Origin of the sequence: Rummeliibacillus stabekisii, assembly GCF_007988965.1 — a bacterium.
Classification (GTDB): Bacteria; Bacillota; Bacilli; order Bacillales_A; family Planococcaceae; genus Rummeliibacillus; species Rummeliibacillus stabekisii.
Genome location: NZ_BJVD01000001.1, coordinates 741,794 through 756,058, shown reverse-complemented (window position 1 = coordinate 756,058; position 14,265 = coordinate 741,794). Strand labels below are relative to the sequence as shown.

Genomic DNA, 14,265 nt, shown 5'->3' with positions numbered 1-14,265 from the left:
GTTATGACAACAATTGTGAATGTTATTGGAGCGGGTTTAGCAGGAAGTGAAGCAGCATGGCAAATTGCGAAAAGAGGTATTAACGTCCGTCTTTTTGAAATGCGTCCTGTGAAACAAACACCAGCCCACCACACGGATAAATTTGCAGAACTTGTTTGCAGCAATTCATTGCGTGCAAATAATCTTACAAATGCTGTTGGCGTTATTAAAGAAGAAATGCGCCAACTAGATTCAATTATTATTGAAGCAGCAGACCAATGCTCAGTACCAGCAGGTGGTGCACTAGCTGTTGACCGCCATGAATTTTCTGGTTATATAACGGAAAAGGTGAAAAATCATCCGCTTGTTGAAGTGGTGAATGAAGAAGTAACAGAGATTCCTGAGGGGATTACTGTTATCGCAACTGGACCATTAACATCCCCAGCACTTGCGGATAAAATTAAAGAATTAACAGGCGAAGAATATTTATACTTTTATGATGCAGCAGCTCCTATTATTGAAAAAGAGAGCATCAATATGGATAAAGTTTATTTGAAATCTCGCTATGATAAAGGGGAAGCAGCATATCTAAACTGTCCTATGACAGAAGAGGAATTCTATGCTTTCCAAAAAGCTTTAGTAGATGCAGAAAAAGCACCACTAAATGAATTTGAAAAAGAAAAATACTTTGAAGGTTGTATGCCTATTGAAGTAATGGCTGAACGTGGACCTAAAACTATGCTGTTTGGTCCAATGAAACCTGTAGGGTTAGAAGATCCAAAGACAGGAAAAAGACCTTTTGCAGTAGTCCAACTTCGCCAAGATGATGCAGCAGGAACACTTTATAACCTGGTAGGGTTCCAAACGCATTTAAAATGGGGAGCTCAAAAAGAAGTGTTTAGTATGATTCCAGGCTTAGAAAACCTGGAAATTGTACGGTATGGTGTTATGCATCGAAATACATTTATTAATTCTCCTAAAGCGATGGCAAAGACGTATCAATTAAAAGCACGTCCTACTTTGTTCTTTGCAGGTCAAATGACAGGGGTAGAAGGATATGTAGAATCAGCGGGGAGCGGACTCATTGCAGGTATTAATGCTGCTCGGTTAGCACAGCAACAGGACTTGTGTATATTCCCATCTGAAACTGCACTTGGTAGTATGGCTCGTTATATAACAGAGACTGATGCTAAGCATTTCCAACCAATGAATGTTAACTTTGGTTTATTCCCTCCACTAGGAGAAAAGATTAAATCGAAGCAGGAACGCGGAGAGAAACATGCGGAACGTGCACTAGCAGCGCTAAAACAATTCAAAGAATTAAATACATTATAATTAGTTTGCTAAAGTCCTTAATTGTTGATATACTTTTAAGGGCTTTTTGCTTTGTCAATATTTTTTTGTTTTTTTCTTATTTAAGGTTAATCTATTCCAATTTTAGGCATACTATTAAAAGATCCATTTTGGACACAAAAACGCCATAAATCTACTGAAAATTTCCATATTCTAAGTTGTTAAAAAGTGTTCTTGCTTTATTTAATTCAATGACAGTGGGAGAATACAAAAGAAAGCTTTAGTTTGGAGTGTTTAAATGAACCTACAGTTTGATGATGCACTTGAACAATTTATGACATATATACAGCTTGAAAAGAATTATTCGCCGTTAACAGTCCAAGAATATCGAACAGATTTGCTAGAGTTTTTTTCGTTTCTTCATACTGAAGATGTAAAAGAATTGACGCAAGTTGAATACGTTCATGCAAGACTTTATATAACAAAATTGTATGAAGAAAAAAAAGCAAGAACCACCGTCTCTAGAAAGATATCATCAATCCGTTCTTTCTTTAGATTTTTAAATAAAGAATATGAAATTGATGATGTAGCATTCCAAGCGCTATATCACCCCAAAAAGGAAAAAAGGCTCCCTCACTTTTTTTATGAAGAAGAACTTTCTCAATTATTCCAAGCCAATGAAGGTGAAGATCGGAAATCTCTACGCAATATGGCTATCCTAGAGCTACTCTATGCTACTGGTATCCGTGTGAGCGAGTTGACTTCTCTACAAATAAAAGACATTGACTTTTCCTTAAATATCATTAGAGTGATGGGGAAAGGTAGAAAAGAGCGCTATGTTCCTTTCGGTGAATATGCAGGACATTCACTAACACGATATATTGAAGAAGCGCGTTCTGCGCTAATGAAGTCGAATAAACACAATTTTGTGTTTGTGAATCTGCGCGGAGGGGCAATCACTTCAAGAGGAATACGCTATATATTAAATGAGATGATTGCAAAAGCAGAACTACATACAACGATTCATCCGCATATGCTTAGACATACTTTTGCTACACATTTATTAAATAACGGAGCTGATCTCCGAACGGTCCAGGAGCTTTTAGGCCATTCCAGTTTATCTTCTACTCAAGTTTATACGCATGTAACGAAAGAACATTTACGAAATACGTATATAAATGCTCATCCACGAGCGTAAAATTTTGAAGGAGGTTTTTTGATGGATTTGCATGCAACCACAATATTCGCTATACAACATAAAGGGGCTAGTGCCATGGCAGGCGATGGCCAAGTCACATTAGGAAATTCTGTTGTAATGAAACATACTGCCAAAAAGGTGCGTCGTTTATATAACGGAAAAGTTCTTGCAGGCTTTGCAGGCTCTGTTGCTGATGCTTTTACGTTGTTTGAAATGTTTGAAAGTCGGTTAATGGAATACAACGGCAATCTACAGCGTGCAGCTGTTGAAGTAGCTAAGCAATGGCGCGGAGACAAAATGCTGCAAAAGCTTGAAGCTTTGCTCCTTGTCATGAATAACGAAACATTATTGCTTGTATCAGGTTCAGGTGAAGTAATCGAACCGGATGATGGTATTTTAGCGATTGGCTCAGGCGGAAATTATGCTTTATCTGCAGGCAGGGCATTAAAGCAATATGCAGGGGATACATTAACTGCACATGATATTGCAAAAGCATCGCTTGAAATTGCGGCAGATATTTGTGTATTTACAAACCATAATATTATTGTGGAGGACTTAAGCGAATGACATTACAAAAAACGCCAAGAGAAATGTTGGACTATTTGAATCGTTATATTGTTGGTCAAGAACAAGCCAAAAGAGCAGTGTCAGTTGCGCTTCGTAACAGATATCGTAGACAGTTATTGCCGGATGAAATGAAGAATGAAGTCATTCCAAAGAATATTTTAATGATCGGACCAACAGGTGTCGGAAAAACAGAAATCGCAAGAAGAATCGCACGCTTGGTAAAAGCGCCGTTTTTAAAAGTAGAGGCTACAAAATTTACCGAAGTGGGTTATGTTGGACGAGACGTTGAATCAATGGTAAGAGATTTAGTCGAAATCTCTAATCGACTTGTAAAAGAAGAAAAACAAGAAGAAGTGAAAGAACAGGCTGAAAGATTGGCAAATGATCAAATCGTTAAACTACTTGTGCCTAGCATGAAAAAGAAACAGAATACCCCGAACCCATTTGAGGCATTATTTGGCCAAAAAGTGGAGGCTTCTGACGATCAGCCGGAAGAAGATACTCAAGTACGTTTGAAAAGATCTCAAATTGCTGATGATTTAAGAAACGGCAAATTAGAGAACGAATGGGTTACGATAGAAGTGACTGAACAGCAAACAGGCATGATGGGTATGATCCCAGGTGGATTTGATATGGGTGGTACAAATATGGGAGATATGCTCTCAAGTTTAATGCCTCAAAAGAAAAAGAAGCGCCGTTTACAAGTAAAAGATGCAAGACGAGCTTTAACCATCGAAGAAGCCAATAAATTGATTGACAGCGATGAGGTAGCGGTAGAAGCCATCCACCGGGCAGAACAAACAGGTATTATCTTTATTGATGAAATTGATAAAGTTGCTACTAAAAGCAATGGAGGAAATAGCGCAAATGTATCGCGTGAAGGCGTACAACGCGATATTTTACCAATTGTAGAAGGATCGACCGTGAATACAAAATATGGTCCAGTACGGACAGATTTCATGTTATTTATTGCGGCAGGAGCCTTTCATATGTCAAAGCCTTCCGATTTAATACCTGAATTGCAGGGGCGTTTTCCAATTCGCGTAGAGCTAGAAAAATTAACGAAAGAAGATTTTATACGGATTCTTAAAGAACCAGACCATTCGTTAATTCTTCAGTATGAAGCGCTTCTTGCTACCGAGGAAATTGAAATTTCATTCACAGACGGAGCAATTGATCGTATTGCAGAAATTGCCACTAATATAAACCAAGATTCAGACAATATAGGAGCGAGACGTCTGCATACAATCCTTGAACGTTTGTTAGAAGAGCTTTCGTTTGAAGCGTCGGATATATCACCGGCCCGTATTGAAATCACAGAAAATTACGTAGACGAAAAACTTAATGAAATTGTCAAGAATAAAGATTTGTCACAATTTATTTTATAGTATATAATCTAATGTATTGCACAAAATTTGAAACCTTTTGAATATTTTAAAAATGAGGTAAAAATTACAGGAGGAACATTCGTAATGAATTTATTAGAAAAAACAAGAAAAATTAACTCTATGCTGCAAGCGTCAGCAGGAAGACAAGTAAACTTCAAAGAGATGGCAGAAGAACTTGGTGAAGTTATTGAGAGTAACGTATATATAGTAAGCCGAAAAGGGAAATTGTTGGGTATTGGTGTAAAACAACAAATTGAAAACGAACGTTTCAAAAAAATGTTAGAAGAGCGTCAATTCCCAGAAGAATATACACGTAAGTTATATGACTTCTCTGAAACAGCTTCGAACCTAGGTGTCTCGGATGAGCACAGTGCATTCCCAGTAGAAGCTCAAGAAATCTTTAAATCCGGTCTCACAACAATCGTGCCAATCAATGGTGGCGGCGAACGTTTGGGTACACTTGTTTTAGCACGTCTTGAAGATAAGTTTGAAGACGACGATTTGATCCTAGCTGAATACGGTGCAACTGTGGTAGGTATGGAAATCTTACGTGAAAAAGCAGAAGAAATTGAAGAAGAAGCTAGAAGCAAAGCGGTTGTTCAAATGGCGATCAATTCATTGTCTTACAGTGAGCTTGAGGCGATCGAGCATATCTTTGAAGAACTAGATGGCTCTGAAGGTTTACTAGTTGCTTCTAAAATTGCTGACCGTGTCGGTATAACACGTTCAGTGATTGTCAATGCATTGCGTAAGTTAGAATCAGCTGGTGTGATTGAGTCACGTTCTTTAGGTATGAAAGGTACTTATATTAAAGTACTAAACAACAAATTCCTAAATGCTTTAGCAGAAATCAAAATGAGATAAGTTGAAATTGCTGTTTTGTCCTTAACAGGGGACAAAACAGCTTTTTTATTTACCCTACTACTTCCCGGATACTCAAAACACCTTCTCTCTCTTCGCTATTAAGATACAACCACCGTAAAAGATTATCAGAATGTGACAAATTAAAATACATAGTTCGCAAAAATACACCAAATTAACTTAAAATGGTATAATATGTGCTATCAACCAGTCTTATAAATTTATTGCTCGCAATATTAAGAATATGACAATTGAAAAAATAAGGAAAAACATTTATAATATTCTTCGTTAGGAAAAAAGGTATAGTAATATATACTTTGCAAATTTATAAAATTATATACAATTAAACATATTTTCTGCCCAAATTGCTGTATTAAAAGATATACACTATTAAAATAGTGAAAAAGGATTTAGGTAATAAGACCTTTCATTTATCAAGTTTATTGTATGGGGAAGATTTTTCTGCCAGTAAAAATGGTCTGTTAAACCTATTAAAAATATGATAAATTCGATAGACACTTTATAACATCTTTATTACAATTATAACATCAGAAAATTAGTTGAATTTGACGAATAAAGTCGAATTGAGGTGAATGAATTGGGTATTTTCGACGGAACCCTCTCTAATATTGAGAATGGGTTATCATATGCAAGTTTAAAACAGAAAACAATCGCTCAAAACATTGCGAATGTAGATACGCCGAATTATAAAGCAAAGGATGTAAGTTTTCACAAAATGCTAGAAGATGCGAAGAATTCTTCGATTCAGGCAAATAAGACTGACTCAAAACATTTTGATTTCCAATCTACAAACCAAACTCCAGGTGTAGTGAACAATAGACAATTAAGCTACAGAAATAATGGGAATAGTGTTGATATGGATAAAGAACAAGCGAGTCTAGCAGAGAATAGTATTTTTTACAATACACTAATTGAACGCGAAAATGGCAAATTAAATTCGCTTCTGACAGTTATTAAGGGAGGCAATTAATCGTGTCAATATTCCAAAGTATGGATACAACGGGATCTGCATTAACTGCGCAGCGTTTGAGAATGGATACTATTTCATCCAATATGGCCAATGTAGATACAACAAGAGCAAAACAAGTTGATGGCAAATGGGTTCCTTACACGCGAAAAACAGTTACTTTAGTTCCAAAAGGAAATTCATTTTCTAACTTCCTTAATAAAGCTGTTGGATCTGATCAAACAGTAGGCAATGGTGTAAAAGTAGCTAGTATCAATGAAGATACAAAGACACCTTATAAACTTGTATATGATCCAACCAACCCAGATGCAAATGAGGATGGATATGTTCAAACGCCAAATATTGATCCATTAAAAGAAATGGTGAATCTAATCTCAGCCACACGCTCGTATGAAGCAAATGTAACGGTTTTTAATGCTAATAAATCTATGCTTTCAAAAGCATTAGAGATAGGAAAATAATCAACCAGGAAGGATGATAAAGATTGGCAATTTCTCAAGTTTCTATTTCACAGCCAGTGCAGCCAGCTATGTCTCAAACAGCAATAGAAAAGACGTCAACGAATGAGAAAGAAAACTTTGGTGCTGTTTTAAAAGATGCAATCTCAGCTGTGAATAATAGTCAAGTAGCTTCTGATAATATGACGAATCGGCTTGTCAATGGAGAAAATGTAGAGCTTCATGATGTAATGATTACTGCTCAAAAGGCAAATATCACACTAAACACCGCCCTCCAAATTCGCAATAAAGTAGTAGAAGCGTATCAAGAGATTATGCGAATGACAGTTTAATAGGAATGTTTATTAGAGAGAGAAAACAAAAACATTACCTATAACCGGAGGATTAAAATGAATGAAAGATTAACGAAAATTAAGACTAACTTCAGTCAGTTTTGGAAAAGTAGAACAAAAGTACAAAAAGGTACAATTATCGGTTCTATTTTAGCTGTGCTAATGATAGCTGCAATTATTACTTTCTTTGCTACAAGAGTAACGTATGCCCCTTTATTTTCAGATTTGTCTGCTGCTGAAGTCGGTCAAATCAAAGAACAATTAACTTCTGATGGGGTAAAATTTCAAGTCACTAATGGTGGAACAGCGATAGAAGTGCCAAAAGATCAAGTAGATGATTTAAAGGTTGATTTGGCATCACAAGGATTACCTCAGTCAGGGCAAATTGACTATTCATTCTTCTCCCAAAATGCGGGCTTTGGTATGACAGATAATGAGTTTAATATGCTTAAGCTTGCATCCATGCAAACAGAGCTTGGAAATCTAATGAAGCAAGTAAAGGGCGTTAAAGATGCTAAAGTGATGATTAATTTACCAGAAAAAGGTGTTTTTGTAAGCGATACTCAGCAAGAGGCAAGTGCATCTATTGTATTAAATACTGAACCTGGATATCAATTTACCGAAGCGGAAATTAAAACACTTTATAATCTAGCGTCAAAAAGTATACCGAATTTAAAGCCTGAGAATATTGTGATTACTAACCAGTACTTTGAATACTACGATCTTGGTACTGAAACAGCAGATAGTGGTGATGGTTTATCTGCTACAGGTGCGACAAAACAATTGGCAATCAAAAAACAGATTGAACGTGATTTAGGGCGCCAAGTCCAAACCATGTTAGGCCAGTTAATGGGTCCTGGCAAAGCAGCTGTCAGCGTTACGACTGATATCGACTTTACTCAGGAAAACAGAGAAGAAAATTTAGTAGAACCCGTTGATAAGGACAACATGGCCGGAATCCAAATTAGTGCTCAAAAAATTAACGAGACTTATACAGGAGACGGTGCAGGAGCTGGCGGGACACCTGAAGGAGATTCCAACACAGATAACTTTACTGATTATCAATCTTCAAGCAATGGGAACGGCGACTACGAAAAGAGCGAAGATACTGTCAACTATGAAGTAAATCGTATCAAAAGAAAAATTACAGAAAGCCCATATCGCATACGTGATATCGGAATTCAGGTAATGGTTGAACCTCCAAAAGCAGGCGATCCAACATCATTGCCAGCCGCAACGCAGGACGACATTAAAAATATGCTAGCTTCAATTGTTCGGACATCAATCGATAAGAATGAAGCGGGACAATTAACGAATCAGCAAATCAATGAAAAAGTCATTGTGGCTGTGGAAAAATTGAATGGAAAAGCTACTGTTCCAACAGCGCAAACTAATTCAATTCCATGGTGGGTTTATGTCATTGGCGGAATCCTTCTTGCTGCAATCGGCATTTTAGTCTTCTTTATTTTACGTTCTAGAAGACAGATGGAAGAGGAAGAAGAATACGATTACTATGAAGAGGAAATTGATGTAGACGATATATCTGAAGAAAAAGAAACTGAAACGACATTACGTCGAAAACAGTTAGAAAGAATGGCGAAAGACAAGCCGGAGGAATTTGCGAAATTGCTTAGAACATGGATAACGGAAGATTAATAGGGGGAATTAGCTGTGAACAAGAAAGATAAAGATTTAACTGGAAAACAAAAAGCAGCACTCCTGTTAATTTCCTTAGGACCAGAGGTTTCGGCTGCTGTTTATAAACATTTAAATGAAGAAGAAATTGAGAGGCTGACACTTGAAATTTCAAGCGTAAAAAAAGTGGAACCAGAAGCAAAAGAAGAGATTATAGAAGAATTTCATAATATTGCGTTAGCTCAAGATTATATATCCCAAGGCGGGATAGGCTATGCGAAAACTGTTTTAGAGAAAGCACTGGGCAATGACCAAGCACAAGCGATTATTAATCGATTGACATCTTCTCTTCAAGTAAGACCATTTGATTTTGCTAGAAGAACGGATCCGGCTCAAATATTTAACTTTATCCAAAATGAACACCCTCAAACCATTGCATTAATTCTGTCTTATTTAGAACCACAGCAAGCGGGAGTGATACTGTCATCATTGCCACAGGAAGTTCAAGCAGATATTGCCAAGCGTATTGCTACAATGGAATCTACCTCACCGGAAGTCATCAGTGAGATTGAATCAGTACTTGAGCGGAAGCTTTCTTCAACTGTAACGCAAGACTACACGGAAACAGGTGGAGTAGATGCTGTAGTAGAAGTCTTAAATGGTGTAGATCGTCAAACCGAAAAAACCATTTTGGATGCATTAGAAATCCAGGATCCAGAGCTTGCTGAAGAGATTAAAAAGCGCATGTTTGTATTCGAAGATATTGTTACGCTTGATAATCGTTCCATTCAACGTGTTATCCGCGATTGTGAAAATGAAGATTTGCTTCTTTCATTAAAAGTATCAAGTGACGAAGTAAAAGAAATTATCTTTAAAAATATGTCACAGCGGATGGCAGAGACATTTAAAGAGGAAATGGATGTTATGGGGCCAGTGCGGTTAAGAGATGTGGAAGAAGCGCAGTCCCGAATTGTTGCAGTGATTAGACGATTAGAAGATGCAGGAGAAATAATTGTCGCACGTGGTGGAGGAGATGACGTTATTGTCTAAAATTATTCGTTTTGACAATCCTGAAAGCTCTAAAGAAATATTCCGCACAATTGAAATTAAAGACTTGTTTACACATCAAAGCACAGAGAATATAGAAGTTACTCCTGAAAGTCTATTTGAAGAAAGAGAACGTCTCCTGGATGACGCACGCCAAGAAATTGAGCGAGAAAGAGAGATGTTTGAGCAGTTTCGATTAGTTGCACAACAAGAGATAGAAGATGCAAAAGCAAACTGGGAACAAGAAAAGATGGAATTGCAGCAACAAGCATATGAAGAGGGCTTTCAGCAAGGTATTGAAGAAGGCCGTTTGAAAGCTGAATCTAATATGAGTGAAGCTATTCAATTGGCGAATGATACTGTACTCCAAGCAAAATCACATGCACAGCAATATTTACAAGAACAGGAAGCTGTTATCTTGAATATCGCAATTAATGCTGCAGAAAAGATTTTAGGAACTGTACTAGAGGAAAATGAAGAACGTTATATGGATATAGTACGCAGAGGCTTAAAAGAAGCGAGAGAGATGAAAGAAATTAAAATCTATACATCTTTAGCATATTACGAATTGGTATCTGCACATATAGACGAGCTAAAAGCCATGTTTCCTGTAGGGGTTCCTGTCATGGTATTTGTTGATGAGGATCTTGCTAATACAGATTCTTATATTGAAACAAATCACGGAAGAATTATGGTAGGCATTGATCAACAATTAAACGAGCTGAGACTTAAACTTGTAGAAATCTTAGAAAGTGTGGATTGATTCATGAAAGCAGCAGATTTAATGAAACATATATCTGGAATTCAAACCTTTAAAAAGTTTGGAAGGGTTACACGTGTTGTTGGCTTAATGATTGAATCACAAGGACCTGAAAGTTCTATAGGTGATGTATGTAAAATTCATGTAAATACTGTGAAACATGGACATCAAGAAATTCTTGCTGAAGTAGTCGGGTTTAAAGATGAAATTGTAGTATTAATGCCATACACGTCACTTCGTGAAATTTCGATAGGCTGTTTAGTTGAAGGAACAAATGCACCACTTGAAATAAAAGTAGGGCCAGAATTGATTGGCAAGGTGTTAGATTCCATGGGTCGTCCAATAGATGGGGCAAAATTGCCGAAGGGGCTGTCGTCAGTTCCAACGGAAGAAGATCCCCCTAATCCTTTAACTAGGCCACCTATCAATGAAACATTGGAAGTAGGCGTAAAAGCAATTGATGGGATGCTAACAGTTGGAAAAGGACAGAGAGTGGGCATATTTGCTGGTTCTGGTGTAGGTAAGTCCACATTGCTCGGTATGATTGCAAGAAATACAAAAGCGGATCTAAACGTTATTGCATTAATTGGAGAACGAGGTCGTGAAGTAAGGGAGTTTATTGAGCGAGATTTAGGACCGGAAGGACTAAAGCGGTCAATTGTAATTGCTGCAACATCAGATCAGCCAGCGTTGATGCGTATCAAAGGCGCATTTACCGCAACAGCTATTGCAGAATATTTTCGTAATAAGGGGATGAGCGTCATGCTCATGATGGACTCTGTTACACGAGTGGCGATGGCACAGCGGGAAATAGGACTAGCTACAGGTGAACCACCTGCACAAAAAGGTTACACGCCGTCTGTCTTTGCTATTCTACCTAAATTGCTTGAACGGACAGGAACTAATGAATTTGGCTCTATTACAGCGTTTTATACCGTGCTAGTTGATGGTGATGATATGAATGAGCCAATTGCCGATACGGTGCGAGGGATTTTAGACGGTCACATTGTTTTGGACAGGGCTTTGGCAAATAAAGGACAATACCCAGCAATTAATGTGTTGAAAAGTGTAAGTCGCTTAATGAATCATATTGCAGATAAAGAACATGTAAAAGCTGCAGAACATATCAGAGAACTTTATTTTACTTATGATAAATCAGAAGACTTAATCAATATTGGCGCTTATAAAAAAGGTACTTCTAGAGAAATCGACGAAGCGATTTACAATGAGCCTCTGATTACCTCTTATTTAAAACAAGGGTTTATGGATAAAATCAGCATGGAAGACAGTGTAGGAGAATTAGTGAAACTATCGAATGGCGGTGCAAGGTAGATGCAAGCTTATCAATATCGTTTTGATAAAGTAATGACAGTAAAACAGCAAGAAAAAAACCAAACAGAAATTGCCTTTAAAGATGCGCAGAAGTCATTTGAAGATATAGCTACAAAATTATATACACTTTTAAAGAAGAAAGAGGATTTAATAGAGTACCATGAAAAAAAACTTTTAAGTGGCGCAAGTATTAATGAAATGCGCCATCATACAAAGTTTTTGGAAAGTATCGAACGTTCAATTGCTGAGACCCAACAGAAAGTTGTACTTGCCCGTTCAAAAATGGAATGGCATAAAGATAAATTATTAGAAACATCTTTAGAATATCGAAAATATGAAAAAATGAAAGAAAAAGATTATCGCAGTTATATGAAAGAACAAGATCGTCTAGAGTTAATTCAGTTGGACGAGCTATCTTCAATAGCTTATTACAACAAAGAAATCAGGTGAATATATGGCAAAGCAAAAGCCCAAAAAAAGAAGTGTATCTCAACAAAGCAATGAACAAACAATAGAAGAAAAAAATCCCGGTTTTTTCCAAAAGTTATTTTTTTGGGTCATTATTCCACTGCTATTTGTGTCTGCTGTGCTCCTGATTGTGGCGGAAGTTAGCGGAGTTAATGTGTTTGAAAAAGCAAAAAATATGACTATTTCTTCTTCACAAGACAAAGAAGAGAATTTAACGAAAAGAAATTCACAAAATGAAAAGCAAATAGCCGATTTAAAAGCACAGCTCCAAGAAAAAGAAGCTGAAATAGCGAAGATGCAAGGTGAAATAGAAGATGCTAATAGTACAACTTCTAAAATGTCGATTGAAAAGCATCGTCTAGAAGTGCAATTAAAGAAGGCGGAAAACAATAAAAATGAAACAACAAAGGAATTTGGCGATATTGTTACAACATACGAAAAAATGGCGCCAAAATCAGCTGCACCTGTTATAACAAATATGAAAGATAAAGATGCATTAAAAATCTTAACAAATCTTAAGCCGGATACACTCGCAGCCATTTTAGAAAAAATGCCAGCTGATAAGGCTGCTCACTATACTTCGCTTTTATCCAAAAATTAGCACGAGCATGTTCCGCATGTTTTCGATGAGAGGAGGTGAACACATTGAATATTGACCGATTAGATTTAATTCAACCAGTGAAAGTAGAAAATGAAGGAACCAAACCACAACAACAAGCGGAGAGGAATTCCGGCTTTTTAAATGAACTGACCACAGCGACAGAAAAGACTGCAAGTAAAACAGAGTCAAATGTTGTTGAGATACCTAAAGAAGATGAAGAAAAAAATACTTTTCGTGTAAATTTGCAACAAGGTCTAGAAGGATTGTTAGGCGCAAGCCTAAAGCTTTCAAAAACACAGGCTCAAGTTGAAAGTAATGAAGTAAAACCAGATGAATTGATGCCAATTTTGCAAACAAACACGTTAGAAGAACTTGGTCAGCTCTTAAATGTAAAGGTAGATGAACTAACAAACGGACCATTAACGTTAGATAAAATACTTTCTTCACTAGGAATTCAAAAAGAAGAGTTCCAAAAGACAATCAAACAATTAACAGAAGATGATGCAAAAGCACAGGACATTTGGGACTTCTTAGCTTTACTTGATCAGAATGCCTATTCTTTTATCCAAAAAATTGTTTCTTCTATTAATGGAGGAAAGGCTACTGAATTGCCAAAGGCGCAAACATCAGAGTTACTCCAAGTTTTGAAAGTAGTAGTATTGGTTTCACAGAAAACAGATATGACGGTAAAGCAAGAATATTTAACATATCAAGCAAAAGAAATACTAAATGTTATTGCTGAAAAAGCAGGCCAACAAGCTGAACAAAGTAAAACTTCGAAGCTTACGTTGCCTAAATTGCAAAACACGCAAGATATGAATATAAAAACGAACTTAGAAGCGGCAGCAAATAATCAAGCAAGTACTGTACAGCCGTTAACAAAAGAAATTACTTCTAACCATACAATTTCAATAGCTTTACCCGATAATAAAGCAGGGCAAGCTGAAACATTTGTGAAGGAATTCCAATCAATAATCGAACGAATGCAAATTTCAAAAAATATGGCTGGTACCAAACTGTTAATTAAGCTATATCCCGAAAACTTAGGATCCATTCGGGTAGAACTCTCTCAAAAAGATGGGTTACTGACAGCTCGTTTTCTAGCATCTACTGCTATTGGTAAGGACATGCTTGAAAGCCAAATACAGCAATTAAAGCAAGGGCTAGTCAATCAGCATATCCAATTAGATCGAATTGATGTGGCGCAAGCTTTGAGTGAGCCAGCAAGAAATGAAAAGGGCCAACAACAATTCCAGCAACAATCCTTTAAACAGCAAACAAATGACGATCAGCAGCAACCAGAAGAAAAAGAAGAGAGATCAAGCTTTGAGGATTTCTTAATGGAAATGGAGGTTTAA

The 14,265-nt window shown here is 36.9% G+C and carries 15 protein-coding genes; all 15 read left to right on the top strand.

Annotated features, from left to right (window positions below):
- The first annotated feature begins 3 nt into the window (after positions 1 to 3).
- The 15 genes from trmFO to RST01_RS03750 all read left to right on the top strand — a co-directional run bounded on the left by trmFO (position 4) and on the right by RST01_RS03750 (position 14,265).
- Positions 4 to 1,314, top strand: coding sequence for an FADH(2)-oxidizing methylenetetrahydrofolate--tRNA-(uracil(54)-C(5))-methyltransferase TrmFO (gene trmFO / locus RST01_RS03820; RefSeq protein ID WP_147194167.1), 1,311 nt, complete (start codon positions 4 to 6; stop codon positions 1,312 to 1,314).
- Between the two features lie 256 nt (positions 1,315 to 1,570).
- Complete coding sequence (gene xerC / locus RST01_RS03815) at positions 1,571 to 2,470, top strand: tyrosine recombinase XerC (protein ID WP_066785580.1); 900 nt, start codon at positions 1,571 to 1,573, stop codon at positions 2,468 to 2,470.
- 18 nt (positions 2,471 to 2,488) lie between these two features.
- Complete coding sequence (gene hslV, locus RST01_RS03810; RefSeq protein WP_066785582.1) at positions 2,489 to 3,037, top strand: ATP-dependent protease subunit HslV; 549 nt, start codon at positions 2,489 to 2,491, stop codon at positions 3,035 to 3,037.
- Positions 3,034 to 4,425, top strand: a complete 1,392-nt coding sequence (gene hslU, locus RST01_RS03805; RefSeq protein WP_147194164.1) for an ATP-dependent protease ATPase subunit HslU — start codon at positions 3,034 to 3,036, stop codon at positions 4,423 to 4,425. The genes hslV and hslU overlap by 4 nt, the downstream gene beginning before the upstream one ends.
- Positions 4,426 to 4,509: 84 nt before the next feature.
- The gene (gene codY, locus RST01_RS03800) at positions 4,510 to 5,289 is read left to right on the top strand and encodes a GTP-sensing pleiotropic transcriptional regulator CodY (RefSeq protein WP_147194162.1); all 780 of its coding nucleotides are present in this window, start codon (positions 4,510 to 4,512) and stop codon (positions 5,287 to 5,289) included.
- Positions 5,290 to 5,884: 595 nt separating this feature from the next.
- Positions 5,885 to 6,277: a flagellar basal body rod protein FlgB gene (flgB, locus tag RST01_RS03795; RefSeq protein ID WP_147194160.1), complete on the top strand. Its 393-nt coding sequence runs from the start codon at positions 5,885 to 5,887 to the stop codon at positions 6,275 to 6,277.
- 2 nt (positions 6,278 to 6,279) lie between these two features.
- Positions 6,280 to 6,735: a flagellar basal body rod protein FlgC gene (gene flgC / locus RST01_RS03790; RefSeq protein ID WP_147194158.1), complete on the top strand. Its 456-nt coding sequence runs from the start codon at positions 6,280 to 6,282 to the stop codon at positions 6,733 to 6,735.
- 68 nt (positions 6,736 to 6,803) lie between these two features.
- Entirely contained in the window at positions 6,804 to 7,064 is a 261-nt protein-coding gene (fliE, locus tag RST01_RS03785) for a flagellar hook-basal body complex protein FliE (protein ID WP_244946652.1), read from the top strand.
- A gap of 57 nt (positions 7,065 to 7,121) precedes the next feature.
- On the top strand, positions 7,122 to 8,720 hold the full coding sequence (gene fliF, locus RST01_RS03780) for a flagellar basal-body MS-ring/collar protein FliF (protein WP_147194154.1): 1,599 nt from the start codon (positions 7,122 to 7,124) through the stop codon (positions 8,718 to 8,720).
- Positions 8,721 to 8,735: 15 nt separating this feature from the next.
- Complete coding sequence (fliG, locus tag RST01_RS03775) at positions 8,736 to 9,749, top strand: flagellar motor switch protein FliG (RefSeq protein WP_066785597.1); 1,014 nt, start codon at positions 8,736 to 8,738, stop codon at positions 9,747 to 9,749.
- Entirely contained in the window at positions 9,733 to 10,509 is a 777-nt protein-coding gene (gene fliH / locus RST01_RS03770; RefSeq protein ID WP_184117508.1) for a flagellar assembly protein FliH, read from the top strand. Before fliG ends, fliH begins: the two co-directional genes overlap by 17 nt.
- A gap of 3 nt (positions 10,510 to 10,512) precedes the next feature.
- Entirely contained in the window at positions 10,513 to 11,838 is a 1,326-nt protein-coding gene (gene fliI / locus RST01_RS03765) for a flagellar protein export ATPase FliI (protein WP_147194150.1), read from the top strand.
- Positions 11,839 to 12,288, top strand: a complete 450-nt coding sequence (fliJ, locus tag RST01_RS03760) for a flagellar export protein FliJ (protein ID WP_066785603.1) — start codon at positions 11,839 to 11,841, stop codon at positions 12,286 to 12,288.
- Between the two features lie 4 nt (positions 12,289 to 12,292).
- Positions 12,293 to 12,907 carry a MotE family protein gene (locus RST01_RS03755; RefSeq protein ID WP_147194148.1) on the top strand — a complete coding sequence of 205 codons (615 nt, stop codon included), beginning with the start codon at positions 12,293 to 12,295 and terminating at the stop codon, positions 12,905 to 12,907.
- A 44-nt stretch (positions 12,908 to 12,951) separates the two neighbouring features.
- A complete protein-coding gene (locus RST01_RS03750) occupies positions 12,952 to 14,265 on the top strand; it encodes a flagellar hook-length control protein FliK (protein ID WP_147194146.1) in 1,314 nt (437 codons plus the stop codon).